Raw genomic sequence first — 17503 nt, forward strand, 5'->3', positions numbered from 1 at the left:
CGAGAGGGATCGACATTCGTCATGGCGCTAACTGCTGAGGCCTATCTCTGGTTCAAGACGCTGCACATCGTTGGTGTGGTGGTCTGGTTCGCCGGCTTGTTCTATCTCGTTCGCCTGTTCATCTACCACGTGGAAGTGGAGGAGCTTGATGCCGCTGTTCAGGGACCCTTTCGAGACCAATACGCCTTGATGGAGCGCCGTTTGGCGAACATCATCACCACCCCCGGCATGGCGGTTGCTGTGAGCATGGCCGTCGGATTGTTGGTCTGCCAGCCAGGCTGGCTTCAACAGGGTTGGATGCATGTGAAGCTCGCACTGGTGGCGGGATTGTTGGCTTATCACTGGCTTTGTTATCGCCTGATGGGGCAGCTGCAGCGTGGCGAATGTCAATGGTCGGGGCGGCAATTGCGTGCGTTGAATGAACTGCCGACGTTGATGCTCGTGCTTGTGGTGATGCTGGTGGTGTTCAAAAATCAGTTCCCCACTGGAGCAGCGACCTGGTTCATGGTGGCTCTGGTGGTGTTCATGGCGGGTTCGATTCAGTTCTATGCCCGTTGGCGACGCCTGAGGCGTGAAGCCGCTGCAGGAACTTGAAATGGGATCCTCCAAACACCCCCTTGCTGCAGTGTTGGAACAGGTCGGACCCCTTAGCTGTCCTGCCGACTTCAACTTTCACTGCCACACCGTCTGCAGCGACGGCAGCCTTGAGCCCCTCGAACTCATTGAACAGGCCTCAGACCGTGGCCTGAGTCATCTCGCCGTCACGGACCATCACAGTGTGCTGGCCCATGCTCCGATGCATGCCTGGTTGAAGCAGCGCAGGGATAACGGTGACAAGGTGCCCACCCTTTGGAGTGGGATGGAGATCAGTTGTCTCCTTTCAGGATGTCTGGTTCATGTTCTGGCCCTTGGCTTTGAGCTCAACCACCCAGCGCTCCAGTCCTATGGCCGAGGTGATGCGCCGGTTGGAGAGGCCTTGCGGATTGAGGCGGTGGTCTCCGCAATTCATCGCGCTGGCGGTCTGGCGGTGTTGGCCCATCCCGCCCGCTACAGGCTCGGCCATGCAGAACTGATCGCTGCTGCTGCCGATCTTGGTATCGACGGTGGTGAAGCCTGGTATGACTACGACATGCATCCCAGCTGGCGACCGAGTCCGTTGATCTGCGAAGCGATCGATTCACAACTTGCCGATCTTGGCCTTTTACGTACTTGTGGCACGGACAGCCACGGAATGGATCTGGGTGGCCGCTAAATTCAACCCACGATGTAACCGATCGGCATGGCCCTCTTTGATCGACTCCTCAACAAATTGATGAAGGGTTCTGAGAAGTCTTCGCCGATCCAGCCACGGAGTTCCAAGGAGGAGAAGCCTGAAGCGTTCTTCCTCGACGCTGATTCCTCCTCCAGCATGGGGAATGTCGATTACATGCGGGAATCAAAGACGATCCGCCGCACTTTCCCTGGTACAGCTGATTCCCCAGGCACGAAGGAACGGGTAATTGAGGTTGATGCTGAAACCCAACAGCTCACTCGCCGCACTGATGGCCTCGGAGGTGCGGTTCAGAAGGATGTGACGACATCCGTCACGGGTGGCGTTCCCAAGCCCGTGAAGAAGACCTTCGCGGAGCAGGTCAGCACCGCCGAGATGAAACAGCGTTTAAAGGGGGGTGCGGTCAGCGGTGTGAACGTTCCGATGCAGGCCAATGCAGCACCAATGGCTCGGAAAGAGGAACTGAAGCCTAAGCAAGCTCCCACATCCAATACATCCACGACCGCAAGATCCTCAGCCCCTGGTTCGATTGATCCATTCCGCGACATGGTGAAGGATCTCAACAGCTGAGGCCGCCCCGCTCAATCCGGGCTTCGCTGTCCTGCACTAGTTCGCGCAGACGCAGACATTGTTCGTTACTGGCCCCGGTCCATAAGCCGCGGCCACTCGCTTCGAGCAGGCGTTCGGCCATATCCCGCAGCACCCACGGGTTGTTGTTGATCAGAAACTCCAGGGTGACTGGATTGTTGAGCCAGATTTCGCAGAGTGCCCCGTAACACCAGTCGGGAACACGATCTGTTGCAGCGTCGTAGGCAAACAGGTAATCGAGGCTGGCGCCCATTTCAAACGCTCCCTTGTACCCATGTTGCTGCATTCCATCGATCCAGCGCGGGTTGAGCAGCCTGCTTCGCATCACCTTGTCGAGTTCCTTTTCGAGGCGATGCAGACGCGGCCGCTCGCGCCGGGAATGATCGCCAAACCAAAGGGCGGGTTTCGATCCTGAACTCTTCTCAACGGCTGCAGAAAGGCCACCCTGGAATTGGTAGTAGTCGTCGGAATCGAGCAAATCGTGTTCGCGGTTGTCCTGGTTGTGCAAGACGACCTGCACCGGTTTGAGCGCTGCTTCAAGCCCATGTCGGTCAGCTTTCGGCTCCGCTTCGCTGTCATAACGCCAGGCGCTCCAGCACAGGAAAGCTTCACCCAGATCGTCCCGGCTGTCCCAGGCACCACTGTCGATCAGGGCCTGTAGGCCGGCGCCATAAGCCCCAGGGGCGGATCCAAAAATCCTTCCCTGAGGGCCCTGCTCACGGGTGAGTGCGGCCAGAGGATTGAGCGAAGCGTCCTCTGGTTGTGCCGCCACCCGTTGCTGCGCCTGATCCACCCAGCCCACCAACTGGGGGAAGGCATCGCGAAACAAGCCGGAAATGCGCAGCACCACATCCACCCGAGGCCGGCCCAGCAGGCTCAGGGGAATCACCTCGAGATCCACCATCCGCCGCGTCGGGCCATCCCACACAGGGTGAATGCCCATCAAGGCAAGCAGCTGGGCAATGTCTTCGCCGCCGTTGCGCATCGTTGCGGTCCCCCAAACCGAAAGAGCAAGGTGGCGCAGCGGTTCTCCCTCCTCCAGCAGGTGAAGATCAAGCAGTTGCTCCGCGGAGCGGCGGCCCAGATCCCACGCGGCTTCGGTGGGCAAGCCCCTTAAGTCGACCGAATAGAAATTGCGCCCGGTGGGCAGCACATCTGGTCGCCCACGGCTTGGTGCTCCGGATGGACCTGCGGGGAGTCGGCCAGCGCCGGCCACCTTGAGAAACCCCTGGCGTTCCGCCTCAGCGCAGCGGCTCAGTGCTGGCCAAAGCTCCTTCTGGAGTTTTTCTAGCGAAGGATCCTGCGGTGCTTGCTGGATCCAATCCTGCAGCTCTTGATGTAGTTCGGCTGGATCCGACGTTGAGCCCAGCAGGGCTTCAACCAGAAGTAGAGCCTGCTCCTCCAGCCAGGCGGTGCCATCGCCGATGCGGCGGGTCTTTGGGCAGCCCAGTTGTTGCAGCCGTTGCTGATCTGCCTGGTCAAGCGGTTCGCCGTCTTCCTGCTGCCAGGGATCGAAGCCAAGCCCGAGTGCTGCGGCCATCGCCTGGGTTAGCCCGGCAGTTTCGCCCACCGGTGGCCGGGCCAGAGCGATCAGTAATTCTTGTTCCGCCTTGGGTTCTGGCCGTTGGCCCAAACGGTGCAGCCCGGTTCGTATCTGGGCTTCCTTGAGTTCACAGAGGTAGGTCTCCGCCGCATCAAGGCAGGCCTGACGCTGGTCTGGGCGTGCATCCAAGCCTTCCAGGGCGGGTAGCCCTGGCCAGTTCATCGACTGCAGTGTTTCGAGGATCTGCCGTTCCAACAACGCGGATCGCTGGCCACCCAACTCGCGCGCCTCCACCAGTTCATCCAGGAGTGCTTCAAGCTGTTGCAGCGGGCCGTGCAGTCCGGCTCGACCCAGCGGAGGCGTGAGGTGATCGAGGATCACGGCCTGACCACGCCGTTTCGCCTGGGATCCTTCGCCTGGGTCGTTAACGATGAACGGATACAGGTGAGGGATCGCTCCCAACGCCAGCTGTGGGCCGCACCCCGCACTGAGTCCTACCCCTTTGCCGGGCAACCACTCAGCGCTGCCATGTTTTCCCACGTGCACCAGCAGCTGCGTTCCATGGATCTCTCGCAGCCAGCGGTACTGGGCGAGGTAGCGATGCGGTGGTGGCAGATCGGGCGAATGTAGGTCGGCGATCTGATCAGGGTCGTAGCCCCGGTCGGGCTGAATCAGAACCACCACGCGTCCGAACCGCAAGCCGTGGATCGGAAAGCCCTGTGGATCACGATCACAGGCCTGATCGGGCGATCCCCAGCGGGCTTCGATCCGCGTGCGGGCCTGCAGCGGAACGCTTGTCCACCAGTGGTTGTAGGTGTCGACCGGAAGATGAGCCAGGGGTTTGCGATAGAAGCTTTCGGGATCGTTGGTGCGTCCGCTGAGCAGCTGTTGCATCAGCTCAGCTCCGTTTGCCGGTAAGAGCTCCTCGCCGAGATCGTGACCGGACGCTTGAAGCCAGTGCAGGATCGAGATGCAGCTGGCGGGTGTGTCGAGCCCCACGCCGTTGGCCAGGCGTCCATCACGGACGGGATAGTTGGCCAGCACCAGGGCCATGGATCGTTGGCCGGTTGGCGTCTGCTCCAGATCGACCCACCGTTCGCAGTGCTCCACCAGCCATTCGATGCCGATGGGGTCGGGCTCCAGCTGCGGCACGGCTGTCGACAACTGCATCTGGTCCGAGCGCCGTTGGCGAAAGCCGCAGGGCCGTGTGGTGATGCGTCCATCCAGTTCTGGCATCACTACCTGAAGCGAGAGATCCAGGGGATCCAGTCCGCGGCTGCTGGCGTGCCAACGCTCGCGCGGTTGGGAGCTGGTGAGCATTTGCAGCACGGGCCGATCAAGCTTCTCCCAGAGCGGGCTGCCGAGCCCAGCCTCCTGTTGGCGTACGGAGGCAAAGGACGTCCCCGCGATCACCACGCTGACCTGTTCAGCCTGCAGCAGGTCCGCAACACCTGACTGCACGGCAGGGTCGCGCAGGCTGCTGACCCAGAGCAGGCGCGGACAGAGGCCGTGGGCACGCAACGCCTGAACCAGGGCATGGGCCAGATGTTGATCGCCCGATTGGAGCAGGGCGCGATAGAGCACGACGCCAATCCGAGGGCCCGGATCGCGTTGCCAGTCCCAGGGAAGGGGGTCAGCCAGGCGATGCAGGCCCACTGCTTCGGGCTGGGGCTCCACCCCGCTCAGGAGCTGCTCGAGTGCGATCAGCAGTTCGCCCATGTTTTGTTCACCGCCTTCCCGAAGCAGGGCCGCCAGACGATCCGCCAGGGGAATGCTGATGGACCCGAGGCCATGCAGAACAGCGTTCTGATCACTGGTCCCGGCCAGAACCAGCAGGTGGCGTTTCGGTTGAGCCCTCTGCCACGCCTGAAGACGTTCGAATCCATAACTCCAGTGGCCTCGACTGCCGAGCAGGCGCACAACGATCAGCCGGGACTGCTGCGCGGTGCTGCGCAGATAGTGATCCACCTGGGCGGGGTGGCTGAGCTGTGGCAACTCCAATGCCCGGATGCGATCGACCCAGGCGTGATGCCGCGGTTCTTGCAGACAACTTTCCAGGGTGCTGAGGTCGGTGCCGGCGCTAGAGAGCAGCAACACGTCAGCAGGCGGTTGCTCGATGAGCACCACATCCTCTGGAGGGTCAAGCCCTGGGCAACTGGCGAGGCGGTGCATGCCGCCATTCTCCCCATCACGGGTCTGGCTGGCCGGACACACCTTGCCAATAACAGCTTGCTGAGGGCTCTCTGCACTGTTTCAAACTTGGTTGTTGCTGTAGTGAAAAATGGCCTTGTTTTGCTGTTCTCAAGTAGTGCTTCAGGCGTTGTTCAGCAGGATCAGTGCTGACGATGACCAGGTTCAATGCTTTGTTCGCTGATGCTTGACGGGTTTGCATCAGTGATCAGACATGTCAGCTTCAATTGGAAGTCTCTTGTCATTTGGAAGCACCTCTTCATCATCAATATCAAAATCCTGTTTGTTGATGGTTTGGTGATTGATGACTTGTCCGGTCACACCCGGATCAATTAAATGATGGGTAGGCGGATGGGTTTTCGTCGTTCCAAGGTTTTCGTCGTTCCAATTTAAGGAATTCTTGCTTGAAGACTTTGTATTCACTTTTAGGGGATGCTTGTTAGATTTGGTGGCAGTATTTTTTATGAGATACCTGTTTTTTGAGCCGGCTGCCAGTTGATCAATTCGTGATTCGATACCGATGATCTATTGGCTCTTAGCTTTGATTTCAAGCTTTTAGGTTCAAATGAACTGATTTGTAGTATTATTAAGACAATAGATAAACGTCGATGGCCCTTGTTCGCCAGGCAGCAGGATCTACATCTTCAAATTCAATTCCCAAAGCCTATCAGGCTTCTGTTTTTGAGTATGCATCGGCAACCTATGCCGTCGTTACCAAATATCAAACAGATCAGGCCTCAGGAGGATTTGTTGTTGTTGACATCTCTAATCCGAGCAGCCCAACTAAAATTGTCGAAAAAACTGATCTTCAGACTGGTGATAATGACAATCCTTCCAGTAACTGGGAATTACTAAACGGTTCTTTTGATGTCGCAACGGCAGTTGTCGGTTCTGTTCCCTATGCGGTGATTTCTCAAAACCTTGGTACTGTCAATAGCAAGGGCGGGATCACGATTGTCAAGCTTACAAACAACGATGGAAATATCACGGCCACATCCCCCAGCGTAATTCTGCAGATTCAGGATGGGGATGATTCTTTTCACGGTTCTAACAAAACACAATTTAAAAACGCGAGAGGCCTTGCTTTACAGCAGTTAGGTGAAAAAACGTATTTATTTACAACTGGTAATCGCAATACTGACGACAAAGGATTTCTGCAAGTTTATGACTTCGACAATCTCATTGATGGCAACAATGGAAACGATACATCTGCGCTGGTCTCCGAGATTGAGGATAGTGGTAATACCAACAAATTGAGCGATGCTTGGGACATCAAAACATTCTCTGAGAGTGGTAAGGCCTATGCTCTTGTTACATCGCAAGAAGCTGAAAGTGCTTGCAGTGGAACCTCAACATGGTATCAGCCCTTTGAATTTAATCCTTCAGAAAATTCACTTCAGAAAGCAAACAACCCAAATTGTTGGCCTGGGCGTGTAGCTTCAGGGGTTGCTGTTGGAACCTTAGGTACGAAGCGGTATGTGGCTGTTGTATCAACAGATGATGACCCCGGTCACACGCAGTCCCAACCTGCCCTTGCAATTTATGACTACACGGACCCTTCCAATCCTTCTGATTATCTGGATGCTTTGTTGCCGGATGACAGCAATTCGTTTCTTGAAGGGGTTAGTCAGATTGCGCTTACTGAGGTTGATGGCAAATATTATGTGATTCTACCCAACAGCAAAAGTGGATCGAACCGCGTTGAATTTGTTGAATTCAAACCAACAGAATTGAATCCTGGTACAGGACGATTAGGGAAATTTTATTATGACAGCAGCATTGCTGATGGCAGTCAGGATTTAGAAGGCGCGACCTTTTCAAGACTTGCCACAGCTGTTGATGCCATTCCGTTCACCATCGATTCGAAATCCTATGCGCTGATCACGTCCAATGGTGATCAAGCAATTCAGATCATTCAGTTATCGCAACCCGTTCCAACTCCCGCTCCCTCGCCAACACCAACACCATCTGGTGATGACGATGCTGATTCCACCCCTCCCGAGCTCCGATCCGCTGTTGTCTCCAGCGATGCTCTCTCCTTAATTCTCAAATTCAATGAACCCTTGGCTTCCACTTCAAGGCATGTATCAGCTGCCTTTGTTGTTGATGTGGATGGTCAATCCATTCCTGTTATCGATGCCACAACCCGTGGCGGCGAACTCACCCTCAGCCTGACGCGCAGCATCAGCAACGATCAAACCGTTGCTCTCGCCTACACCGATCGCTCCAGCAACAACGATCGCAATGAGCTGAGCATTGGGGATGCCTCCGGCAACGATCTCGCCTCCTTTGCACGCTTCCCCGTTCAGAACCGCTCCACGCTTCCCGGCACGCCACCATCGATCAACGCTGCGGTGACATCTGCTGATGGGCGGGTTGTCTCCCTCAGCTACGACCACACCCTCTCTCCTCTTGCTCCTCCCGCTTCCGCGTTTTCACTCGCGGTGGATGGGGTGCGCTCCGCTTTCTCCTCCCTCTCCCTAGCTGGCAGCACCGCACGCCTGGGCCTCTCTGCTCCCTTGTTTCATGGCCAAGCGCTTCTGCTCAATTACCGCGATCCCACCGTTGCCGATGACCGCTTCGCCATTCAAGACATCCATGGCAACGATGCCATCGCCATTCAAGGGCTGATCGTCGAGAACAACTCCACCGTGATCGATCCAGCCACGCTGCTGCCCGCTCCACTCCCAACACCAACACCAACACCAACAACAACACCCATTCCCGCTCCGCTCTCACCGGGTGCCGTTGCAGCCCTGAGCCAACCAACCAAGGAATCTCCCCGACCCACACCTGAACCAACAACACCAACACCACTACCAGCCCCAGCGGCGCGACCCGGCTCCGCCTGTGACCCCGAGGCAGGCAACGCCATCAGCGAATCCCAGCGCGATCGCTTCACGCTGCTGCTTGGTAGCTCCTGTTCCGATCAAATCATCGGCAGCCCAGCAGACGACATCCTCAAAGGTGTCGATGGTGATGACACCCTGCGGGGATTGGCCGGCGATGATCGCCTCCGCGGTGGCTCAGGCGCTGATCGCCTCAAGGGTGGCCTGGATCACGACAGCCTCAGTGGCGGCAGCGGCGATGATCGCCTCAAAGGACGCTCCGGCAATGACCAGCTCCTTGGCGGTCCGCAGCGCGACAGCCTCGATGGCGGCAAGGGCGACGACAGCCTCAGTGGCGGCAGCGGTGCCGATCTGTTCAGGCTTTCATCCGGCAACGATCAGATCCTGGATTTCAATCTGCTCGACGCTGATCGCATCACGCTGCCACCCACCAGCTCAGCAAAACGCACGATCAAGCTCAGCATCAGCCAGCCCCAGCCCGATCAATTGCTCCTCCTGGATCCCAGCAACGGCATCAACACCACTCTCCTCAACACCGACATCACACCAGAGCAATTGCTTGATGCACTCCCGAAGCTGGGATCTGAATAATCGGTCCATCGCTTCGGATCCTGTTTTTTGGTTTGATCCGCTGTTGCCCACGGTTCATGATCTCTTAGATCCCTTGCTACAACTGATGTTTACCCCCTGGTCTCTTATCCTCTGAAGCACAGAGCCACTGGGCCCGTCTGCGATGCATCAGTTCCTGCCCTACGCCTGGTTCCAGGGCCAGTGCGTTCCGTTTGAGGACGCCAGGATCTCGATTGCCACCCATGCTCTCCACTACGGCACCGGAGCCTTTGGGGGCATGCGAGCCATCCCCGACCCGCAGCACGACGACACCATGCTGCTGTTCAGAGCTGATCGTCATGCTCGACGTCTCAGTCAGAGCGCTCGGTTGTTGCTGACCGATCTGAGCGAAGTCACAATCCTTGAAGCGCTCACCTCAATGCTGAGGGCGAACAAGCCGGATCAGCCGATTTATCTCAGACCGTTCGTTTACACCAGTGATCTCGGGATTGCGCCCCGACTTCATCAGATTGAGACGGATTTCCTCATCTACGGCCTACCCCTGGGTGACTATCTCTCCCCCGAGGGTGTCAGTTGCCGAATCAGCAGCTGGACCAGACAGGAAGATCGTTCCTTGCCATTGCGCGGCAAGATCTCCGGGGCGTACATCACTAGTTCGCTTGCCAAAACAGAAGCTGTCCAGAGCGGTTTCGATGAAGCGCTGTTGCTGAACAGTCGCGGAAAGATCAGCGAAGCCAGCGGTATGAATCTGTTCATCGTCCGGGATGGAGAGTTGATCACCCCGGGTGTTGATCAGGACATCCTTGAAGGAATCACCCGTGCCAGCGTGATCGAGCTGGCCAAGGCGATGGATATTTCAGTGGTGGAACGGCCCGTGGACAAAACTGAGCTCTTCATCGCCGATGAGGTGTTTCTCACGGGCACGGCCGCCAAGATCACCCCAATTCGTCAGATCGAATCAACGGTGTTGAACAGCACTCGCCCCATGATGAAAGCCCTGAAGGAGCGGCTGGTGGCGATTACAGAAGGCCGTGATTCGGCTTATGAACACTGGGTGACGCGCGTTCCACTGAACTGAAGTTCAGTTTGAGCTTTTCTTAGGATTGGAGGACAGCTCGAGCTCAGGGTATTCATGACGGTGACGCAGTCGAAGGCACAGGTCACCGCCTCACGCTTTCTCGACTATCTCCATAGTCCGAAGCGACCCGTGCTCGTGTTTGACGGTGCGACGGGGACCAGCCTTCAAGGCCTGGAGTTGAGCGCCGACGATTTTGGGGGTGCTGATCTCGAGGGCTGCAACGAGAACCTTGCTGTTACTAAGCCCGATGCCGTAAAGGCGGTTCACAGGCAGTTTCTGGAAGTGGGTTGTGATGTGATCGAAACCGACACCTTCGGTGCCGCATCGATTGTTTTGGCGGAATACGGGCTCGAGGCCGATGCCTTCGAACTGAACAGACGGGCGGCGGAACTGGCTCGTGAAATGGCAGATGAGTACAGCACACCCGATAAACCGCGTTTTGTGGCGGGTTCGATGGGTCCCACCACCAAGTTGCCCACCCTGGGACACATCGATTTCGACACGATGCGCGCCTCCTTCCGCGAACAGGCGGAGGGATTGCTGGCAGGAGACGTCGATCTCTTCATCGTTGAAACCTGTCAGGACGTTTTGCAGATCAAGGCAGCGCTGCAGGGGATTGAAGAGGCTTTTGCGGTTGCAGGAGAACGCCGGCCCTTGATGGTGTCGGTGACGATGGAAACCACCGGCACCATGCTCGTCGGCACCGACATTGCAGCCGTGGTGTCGATCCTCGAACCGTTTCCGATCGACATCCTCGGCCTGAACTGCGCGACCGGCCCGGAGCAGATGAAGGAACACATTCGCTATCTCTCCGAGCATTCACCATTCACGGTGAGTTGCATCCCTAACGCCGGCCTGCCTGAGAACGTCGGGGGTGTGGCTCATTACCGGCTCACACCAATCGAGCTGAAGATGCAGCTGATGCACTTTGTTGAAGATCTCGGTGTGCAGGTGATCGGTGGTTGCTGCGGCACAACGCCGGCCCACATCGGAGCCCTGGCGGAGCTGGCCTCTGAACTCACCCCGGCGGAACGCTCCGCCAGGCGCCTGGCCGAGGCCGAAACAGTGCGGCCTTCACTGAACTATGAACCCGCCGCCGCCTCCATTTACGGCGTCACCCCCTACCAGCAGGACAATTCGTTCCTGATCATCGGTGAACGGCTCAATGCCAGTGGAAGCCGAAAGGTGCGCGAATTGCTTGCCGAGGAGGACTGGGATGGCCTGGTGTCTGTGGCCCGTGGTCAGGTGAAAGAGAACGCCCACGTGCTCGATGTGAATGTCGACTACGTGGGTCGTGACGGTGAGCAGGACATGCACAACCTTGTGAGTCGTTTGGTCACGAACGTCAATTTGCCGCTCATGCTTGATTCCACCGAGTGGCAGAAGATGGAAGCGGGCCTCAAGGTGGCCGGTGGCAAGTGCATCCTCAATTCAACCAATTACGAGGACGGCGACGAGCGTTTTTTCAAGGTTCTGGAATTGGCGCGCCGTTATGGCGCGGGCGTTGTGGTGGGCACCATTGATGAGGATGGGATGGCCCGCACAGCGGAGAAAAAGTTCGCGATCGCTCAGCGGGCCTATCGCGATGCACTGGAGTTCGGCATCCCGGCCCGTGAAATCTTTTACGACCCACTCGCTTTGCCCATCTCCACCGGCATTGAGGAGGATCGCCTTAACGGCAAGGCGACCGTTGATGCCATCCGGATGATTCGCGACAACCTCCCCGGTGTGCATGTGGTCCTGGGGGTGAGCAATGTGAGCTTCGGTCTTTCACCCGCAGCGCGGATCACTCTGAACTCGGTCTTCCTGCATGACTGTTGCGAGGCCGGCATGGATGCAGCGATTGTCAGTCCGGCCAAGATCTTGCCGCTGATCAAAATCAGTGACGACCATCAGAAAGTATGTCGTGACCTGATCAATGACAACCGTGGTTTTGACGATGGGATCTGCACCTATGACCCGCTCACTGAACTGACCAAACTGTTCGAGGGGGTCAGCACCAAAGAGGCTCGTGCATCAGGTCCTTCACTGGCTGATATGCCGATTGAGGAGCGCCTCAAGCAACACATTATCGACGGTGAACGCATCGGGCTTGAACCTGCTCTCGATGAAGGTCTCCAAACCCATCAACCGTTGGAGATCGTTAACACCTTCCTGCTCGATGGCATGAAGGTGGTGGGTGAGCTGTTTGGCAGTGGCCAGATGCAGCTTCCCTTCGTGCTGCAGAGCGCAGAGACCATGAAATCAGCGGTGGCTTATCTGGAACCGCACATGGAGAAGATGGAGGGGGAGAGCAGCAGCAAGGGCAAGTTCTTAATCGCCACCGTGAAAGGCGATGTCCATGACATCGGCAAGAACTTGGTCGACATTATCCTCACCAATAATGGATACGAGGTCGTCAATCTCGGTATCAAGCAGAGTTGTGACGCGATCATTGAGGCGCAGCATGAGCATCAGGCGGATTGCATCGCCATGAGTGGTCTGCTCGTGAAATCCACGGCTTTCATGAAGGACAACCTAGGAGCCTTCAACGATGCCGGGATTGATGTGCCGGTGATTCTTGGTGGTGCCGCCCTGACCCCCCGCTTTGTACAGAAGGATTGTCGAGCCGCCTACAACGGCAAGGTGGTCTATGGCCGGGATGCCTTCGCGGATCTTCGCTTCATGGATGCCCTGATGGAGGCCAAGAACCAGGACAGCTGGAGCAATCAGGCTGGTTTTCTGAACGGCGCACCCGCTGGTGTCGGGCTCGATGACGATCATGAGCCCAGCTCTCCAGATAACGACGCCAAGGGAGACGTCGCCGCCGCAGCACCGCCAACGGTGCCCGCTGTTGTGAGCACAGAACGCTCTGAAGCTGTGCCGGCTGAGCCGGCTGTCGTCCCACCCTTCCTTGGAGCAGCTCTGTTGGACGAGAAAGAGATTGCCCTCGATCAGGTGTTCCCCTATCTCGATCGCAATGCTCTGTTCGCCGGTCAGTGGCAGATCCGCAAGACGCAGAAGCAATCCCGGGACGACTACCAGGCCCTACTGGAGGAAAAGGCTGAGCCCGTCCTGCAGCAATGGATTGACAGGTGTCTCTCGGAGCGGTTACTCACCCCAAGGGTTGCCTATGGCTACTTCCCAGTCGGCCGTGATGGAAATTCCCTGCGCGTGTTCGATCTTCAAGGCTCCACGCAACTCGGTCGCTTTGATCTCCCGCGCCAACGCGCGGGGAATCGCTATTGCATCGCTGATTTCTTCCAGGACTTACCGGCTGACGATCGTCCGACCGATGTGCTGCCCATGCAGGCTGTGACGATGGGAGATAAGGCCAGTGAGGTAGCTCAGGAGCTGTTCAAATCCGATCAGTACAGCGATTACCTTTATTTCCATGGCCTAGCGGTCCAGATGGCAGAAGCGCTGGCGGAGTGGGTGCATGCACGGATCCGCCGGGAGCTTGGCTTCGCCGATCCTGCTGAGATGTCGCTTCGCGACGTTCTGGCCCAGCGCTATCGCGGCAGCCGCTATTCCTTCGGGTATCCAGCCTGTCCGAACGTGGCGGATTCTCGTCAGCAACTGGATTGGCTGGATGCAGGACGCATCGGTCTGACAATGGATGCCAGTGATCAACTCTCCCCAGAGCAGAGCACAACCGCATTGGTCGCCATCCACAGCAAGGCCCGTTACTTCAGCGCTTGATCGATTCTCAGTGCGGCATCCAGGCGCCATAGCCTGGTCGGTTTCAAAGGCTGTACATGGCGATTGCTGGACCCGACGGTGTTGATTCCGCCATTCAATCGGGGGTCGACCTTGATGGCTCTCCGATTCCTGCAGACAAGCTGGCCCTCTACAGGGAGGTGATGGAACTGGAGAGTCAGCGGGCTCGAAGCGGCGTTCTGAAATCAATGCGCAACAGAGTCGTTAAGACCGGCGCTAAGCACTTCGACCAGGCCACGCTGAACCAACGCTTGATTGAAGCCGGCTGGGACGGCCTCAAGGACAAAGAGATCGCCTTTTATTTCAGCTAACCCCGATGGAGAAGTTCTGCCTGTCAGTCCTGGCAGAGCTTCTCCATGGTTTCAATCACTTCCTGCTGAAACGATTCCAGTGCGCTGGATTCGCTGAGATCGAGGCCTTCTCCAGCCGCGTTCTGCGCCAGATCCTGGAAATGAAAGGCCCCTTCACCGTTGGCTAGGAACTCGATCGCTGACGTTTCGCCGCTCTCGCGAAACGCGTCGCAGAGCGCCAGAAAAGCGGCGTCTTCCGTGAACTCCCAATCCATCGGGGGGACATAACTCACTGACCTTTAACGCCTTCCCCTAGGGGTCCGTCAACCATCTGTCGTCAAAATGTGCCACTCCTTCGGCAGACTCCCCTGGATTTAGGCCTTCAGGATGACCAGCATTAATCAGGTCAGCGCCACCGCTCGCAACGTTTTCGGTGAGCCTCTTTTGGTGTGTGGATGTAAACCAATGACCGGTTGGCATCGCGATGGTTTTTGCGAAACGGACGCCGCTGATCGCGGCCAGCACAGCATCTGCTGCGTGATGACTGAAGCCTTTCTCCGCTACAGCAAGGCGCAGGGAAACGATCTCTCCACCCCCATGCCCGCTTTCCAATTTCCAGGGCTGAAACCAGGAGACCATTGGTGTGTTTGCGCACCTCGCTGGAAGCAGGCCTATGAGGACGGCATGGCGCCGAAGGTTCGGCTGGAGGCAACAGAAGACACGGCCTTGCTGGTCGTGACCCTGGAACAGCTCAGGGAACACGCTTACCAGGGAATCTCCTGACCATCCCAGGCCAGAAACCGACCTGTTTGCGCAGGCGTCTGCTCCAGGAGCAGATCAACCAGCTGGGTTGCGGCTCGGTCCGGGCTGAAGAGTTGTTCCGGAGCCACAAAGGATTGAAACGGCTTTGACAGGGCTGTATCCGTTGTTCCCGGGTGAAACAAGGTGACCGTGGCCGACGGCCAACGGCGTGCCCATTCGATGCTGAGGCAGCGAATCAGCTGATTCTGTGCGGCCTTTGCAGCGCGATACCCGTACCAGCCGCCACTGCGATTGTCCGAGATGCTGCCCACCCTGGCGCTCAGGCTGGCGAAGTGAAAAGCCTCGTGGCGGTTCAACATCGGTTCAATCGCCTTGGCCAGCAGCAGTGGTGCGATTGCATTGATTGAGAACTGCTCTTCAAGCTGACGACGGTTCACCTGCTGCAACCGCTTTTCCGGTTGCAGGCCTGGTCCATGAAGGCGACCGCTGCAGTTGAACACAAGGCGCAAAGGGCGAGCCTGTTGCCTGACGGCTTCGCAGAAGCGCGCAAGCGATTCGTCGTTTTCGACGTTCAGGGTCAAATCCTGATCTGGAGCTCCCCCGCGCCCACAGGTCAGAACCTGGAGAGCCGGGCAGCGTTGGGCCAGTTGTGTAGCAATGGCTGAGCCGATGCCACCAGCTCCAACGATTAGAGCCAACCCCTCCCATGACGCCTTGATGGTTGACGGTCTTGTCGGTGCCGTCATCGTTGATCTGCCACTTTGATCGGAGCTTTCGCCTCTGACTCCGTCATGATTCGGCGAGTTTGGACCTGATGTCGGTGGTTCCACCCCATCGTCGAGCTGTTGTTTTGCTTCTGGCGAGTCTGGCGACAACCGCTGTCCTTCTGGCGTCTCGTCGACCAAGTCCTGAGCTCCAGCTGGCGACCACTGCTGAATCACTCACGCTCCAGGAACTTCTTCAGGACACGCACTCGGATTCGGTTTCAGCTGATTCTTCTTCACCGGACGCAGAGGCCCGATTAGCGCAACCGCAGCCGTCCAGCGTCGGAGCGGTTGCACCGAAGGCGCTGGTTCCGATCATTCCTCCGGAAGCTGAGTCCGTGCCTCTTTCCGTTCGCGTGGCTCTCTTCAGCAAGGCGCCGGTCCAGACGGTTCGCGTTGCTCCAGGGACCACCTGTCGCCAGCTGAACGGTCCAGAGATTCCAAAAATGCGACTCCCTCTCGTGTTGCGTTCTCAGCCTCGCAGACCCATCCGTTGTCGGGGCGGATGGGTTCAGATCAATGGTTCCACCTATAGACAGGATGTTGATCTAATTCCCGCCGATCAGGGCTGGCTGGCGGTGAACCAACTCGATCTGGAACACTATGTGGCCTCCGTGGTTGGAGCGGAAATGCCCAGCAGCTGGGACCTTGAAGCTCTGAAGGCCCAGGCGGTTGCGACCCGCTCCTACGCGATGGCCCATCTCGCCAGGCCTGCATCCAGGGACTACCACCTGGGTGACACAACCCGCTGGCAGGTTTTTGGTGGCGAAGCAAGTCGAAGTCAGCGCACCCTGGAGGCCGCAACCTCGACCCGTGGCATCATCCTGAGTTACAGGGGCGGAATCGTGGAAAGCCTTTACGCAGCGAACAGCCAGATCAGCGCTGAAGCCCACGGCCATCTCGGTGCCAGCATGAGTCAGCAGGGCGCGCAGGATCTGGCCGCCAAGGGCCTGCGTTTCAATGAAATTCTGGGGCGCTACTACAGGGGTGCTTCCTTGGCACGACTGCGGCCTGATGGGGACTGAGCGTTTCTGGCAACAAGCGTTGGCTCAGAGCGAAGCAGCCCTGGCTGCATCAGCTCTCGTTCCGCTCGCTACACGGCTTGAATCGTTGAATGGAGAGGCGGGAGTGATCTTTGAGATCCGTCATCTCACGGGAGTTCCCCCCCGTCATCTGCGCGCTGCAGGGCCGAGGCTGAATCCTTTTCGGCCCTGGGATCTCAGGCTTCAGGTGGACCAGATCGACAAACATCATGTCTTGATCCTGAACAAATATCCCGTTCAGATCGGTCACATGCTGTTGATCAGCAGGGATTGGGCGCCTCAGATCGGCTGGTTGGGTCGAGTCGATTGGCAAGCGGTGGCACACGTCGATCAGGACACCAGCGGTCTGTGGTTTTTCAACAGCGGTCCCACCGCTGGCGCCAGTCAACCCCATCGCCATCTTCAGCTTCTGCCCCGTCGCGCAGATGAACCGATCTGTCCAAGGGCGAAATGGTTCCTGGAGCATTCCGGTCCGTCCGCAGATCGTGATCGCGACCCTCTGAGAGCAAGTTGTGTCGTGCAGGCCTTGCCGGGATCCATGCTGACGGCCGAGTGTCTTGGTGATGCTTACAGGAGTCTCTGCTCGAGGGCAGGACTTGGCACGCCGGAGCTGCTCGACCAACCCGCACGCCCTTACAACATCCTGTTCAACCGACAGTGGATGGCGTTGATCCTTCGCTCACAGGAGGGGGTCCACGGCTTCAGTGTCAACGCTCTTGGCTTTGCGGGGTACCTGCTGAGTACCAGCGTGTCGGATCTGCCGTGGCTTGAACAGGCGGGGCCAGAGGCTCTGCTCAGAGAGGTTGTACCCCTGATTCCGTGATTTTCCGGATGCAGGACGCAGTTCTGTCAGTCAT

The 17503-nt window shown here is 57.7% G+C and carries 14 protein-coding genes and 1 pseudogene; 11 read left to right on the plus strand and 4 right to left on the minus strand.

What is annotated here, in order from left to right:
- The first annotated feature begins 21 nt into the window (after nt 1–21).
- The 3 genes from hemJ to SIB64_RS09775 are packed head-to-tail and all read left to right on the plus strand — an operon-like array spanning nt 22 to nt 1840.
- Nucleotides 22–594: a protoporphyrinogen oxidase HemJ gene (gene hemJ, locus SIB64_RS09765; protein ID WP_413440039.1), complete on the plus strand. Its 573-nt coding sequence runs from the start codon at nt 22–24 to the stop codon at nt 592–594.
- Nucleotide 595: 1 nt separating this feature from the next.
- On the plus strand, nt 596–1252 hold the full coding sequence (locus SIB64_RS09770) for a PHP domain-containing protein (protein WP_413442971.1): 657 nt from the start codon (nt 596–598) through the stop codon (nt 1250–1252).
- Nucleotides 1253–1279: 27 nt separating this feature from the next.
- Nucleotides 1280–1840 carry a hypothetical protein gene (locus SIB64_RS09775; protein WP_413440040.1) on the plus strand — a complete coding sequence of 187 codons (561 nt, stop codon included), beginning with the start codon at nt 1280–1282 and terminating at the stop codon, nt 1838–1840.
- On the opposite strand, the gene cobN is transcribed toward SIB64_RS09775, so the two are convergent.
- Nucleotides 1830–5573, minus strand: coding sequence for a cobaltochelatase subunit CobN (gene cobN, locus SIB64_RS09780; RefSeq protein WP_413442972.1), 3744 nt, complete (start codon nt 5571–5573; stop codon nt 1830–1832). The genes SIB64_RS09775 and cobN overlap by 11 nt on opposite strands.
- 219 nt (nt 5574–5792) lie before the next feature.
- A complete protein-coding gene (locus SIB64_RS09785) occupies nt 5793–6014 on the minus strand; it encodes a hypothetical protein (protein ID WP_413440041.1) in 222 nt (73 codons plus the stop codon).
- A 185-nt stretch (nt 6015–6199) separates the two neighbouring features.
- On the opposite strand from SIB64_RS09785, the pseudogene SIB64_RS09790 reads away from it, so the two are divergent.
- From SIB64_RS09790 to SIB64_RS09810, 5 genes and pseudogenes are all read left to right on the plus strand, one after another.
- Nucleotides 6200–6376 (plus strand): annotated as a pseudogene (locus SIB64_RS09790) (hypothetical protein); the annotation flags it as partial.
- 693 nt (nt 6377–7069) lie between these two features.
- Entirely contained in the window at nt 7070–9031 is a 1962-nt protein-coding gene (locus tag SIB64_RS09795) for a SwmB domain-containing protein (RefSeq protein ID WP_413442973.1), read from the plus strand.
- Nucleotides 9032–9173: 142 nt separating this feature from the next.
- Nucleotides 9174–10088, plus strand: a complete 915-nt coding sequence (locus SIB64_RS09800) for a branched-chain amino acid transaminase (RefSeq protein ID WP_413440042.1) — start codon at nt 9174–9176, stop codon at nt 10086–10088.
- Between the two features lie 54 nt (nt 10089–10142).
- Entirely contained in the window at nt 10143–13769 is a 3627-nt protein-coding gene (gene metH / locus SIB64_RS09805; protein WP_413440043.1) for a methionine synthase, read from the plus strand.
- Nucleotides 13770–13825: 56 nt separating this feature from the next.
- On the plus strand, nt 13826–14098 hold the full coding sequence (locus tag SIB64_RS09810; RefSeq protein ID WP_413440044.1) for a DUF4090 family protein: 273 nt from the start codon (nt 13826–13828) through the stop codon (nt 14096–14098).
- A gap of 23 nt (nt 14099–14121) precedes the next feature.
- Here SIB64_RS09810 and SIB64_RS09815 read toward each other — a convergent pair whose 3' ends face one another.
- On the minus strand, nt 14122–14352 hold the full coding sequence (locus SIB64_RS09815) for a hypothetical protein (protein ID WP_413440045.1): 231 nt from the start codon (nt 14350–14352) through the stop codon (nt 14122–14124).
- Between the two features lie 112 nt (nt 14353–14464).
- On the opposite strand from SIB64_RS09815, the gene SIB64_RS09820 reads away from it, so the two are divergent.
- Nucleotides 14465–14860 carry a DUF2237 family protein gene (locus SIB64_RS09820; protein ID WP_413440046.1) on the plus strand — a complete coding sequence of 132 codons (396 nt, stop codon included), beginning with the start codon at nt 14465–14467 and terminating at the stop codon, nt 14858–14860.
- Here SIB64_RS09820 and SIB64_RS09825 read toward each other — a convergent pair.
- On the minus strand, nt 14842–15585 hold the full coding sequence (locus SIB64_RS09825) for an SDR family NAD(P)-dependent oxidoreductase (protein ID WP_413440047.1): 744 nt from the start codon (nt 15583–15585) through the stop codon (nt 14842–14844). The two genes, SIB64_RS09820 and SIB64_RS09825, sit on opposite strands and share 19 nt — an antisense overlap.
- A 68-nt stretch (nt 15586–15653) precedes the next feature.
- Here SIB64_RS09825 and SIB64_RS09830 point away from each other — a divergent pair, with 68 nt between their 5' ends.
- Entirely contained in the window at nt 15654–16628 is a 975-nt protein-coding gene (locus SIB64_RS09830; protein ID WP_413440048.1) for a SpoIID/LytB domain-containing protein, read from the plus strand.
- A complete protein-coding gene (locus SIB64_RS09835; protein ID WP_413440049.1) occupies nt 16618–17469 on the plus strand; it encodes an ATP adenylyltransferase in 852 nt (283 codons plus the stop codon). Before SIB64_RS09830 ends, SIB64_RS09835 begins: the two co-directional genes overlap by 11 nt.
- Nucleotides 17470–17503 lie beyond the last annotated feature (34 nt).

Source organism: Synechococcus sp. MIT S1220 (assembly GCF_047303025.1).
Taxonomy (GTDB): Bacteria; Cyanobacteriota; Cyanobacteriia; order PCC-6307; family Cyanobiaceae; genus Parasynechococcus.

Coding starts and splice junctions, on each gene's coding strand:
- SIB64_RS09800 (WP_413440042.1), top strand. CDS start 9,174: ATGCATCAGTTCCTGCCCTACGCCTGGTTCCAGGGCCAGTGCGTTCCG.
- metH (WP_413440043.1), top strand. CDS start 10,143: ATGACGGTGACGCAGTCGAAGGCACAGGTCACCGCCTCACGCTTTCTC.
- SIB64_RS09820 (WP_413440046.1), top strand. CDS start 14,465: ATGACCAGCATTAATCAGGTCAGCGCCACCGCTCGCAACGTTTTCGGT.
- SIB64_RS09775 (WP_413440040.1), top strand. CDS start 1,280: ATGGCCCTCTTTGATCGACTCCTCAACAAATTGATGAAGGGTTCTGAG.
- SIB64_RS09830 (WP_413440048.1), top strand. CDS start 15,654: ATGTCGGTGGTTCCACCCCATCGTCGAGCTGTTGTTTTGCTTCTGGCG.
- SIB64_RS09835 (WP_413440049.1), top strand. CDS start 16,618: ATGGGGACTGAGCGTTTCTGGCAACAAGCGTTGGCTCAGAGCGAAGCA.
- hemJ (WP_413440039.1), top strand. CDS start 22: ATGGCGCTAACTGCTGAGGCCTATCTCTGGTTCAAGACGCTGCACATC.
- cobN (WP_413442972.1), bottom strand. CDS start 5,573: ATGCACCGCCTCGCCAGTTGCCCAGGGCTTGACCCTCCAGAGGATGTG.
- SIB64_RS09770 (WP_413442971.1), top strand. CDS start 596: ATGGGATCCTCCAAACACCCCCTTGCTGCAGTGTTGGAACAGGTCGGA.
- SIB64_RS09815 (WP_413440045.1), bottom strand. CDS start 14,352: ATGGATTGGGAGTTCACGGAAGACGCCGCTTTTCTGGCGCTCTGCGAC.
- SIB64_RS09825 (WP_413440047.1), bottom strand. CDS start 15,585: ATGACGGCACCGACAAGACCGTCAACCATCAAGGCGTCATGGGAGGGG.
- SIB64_RS09810 (WP_413440044.1), top strand. CDS start 13,826: ATGGCGATTGCTGGACCCGACGGTGTTGATTCCGCCATTCAATCGGGG.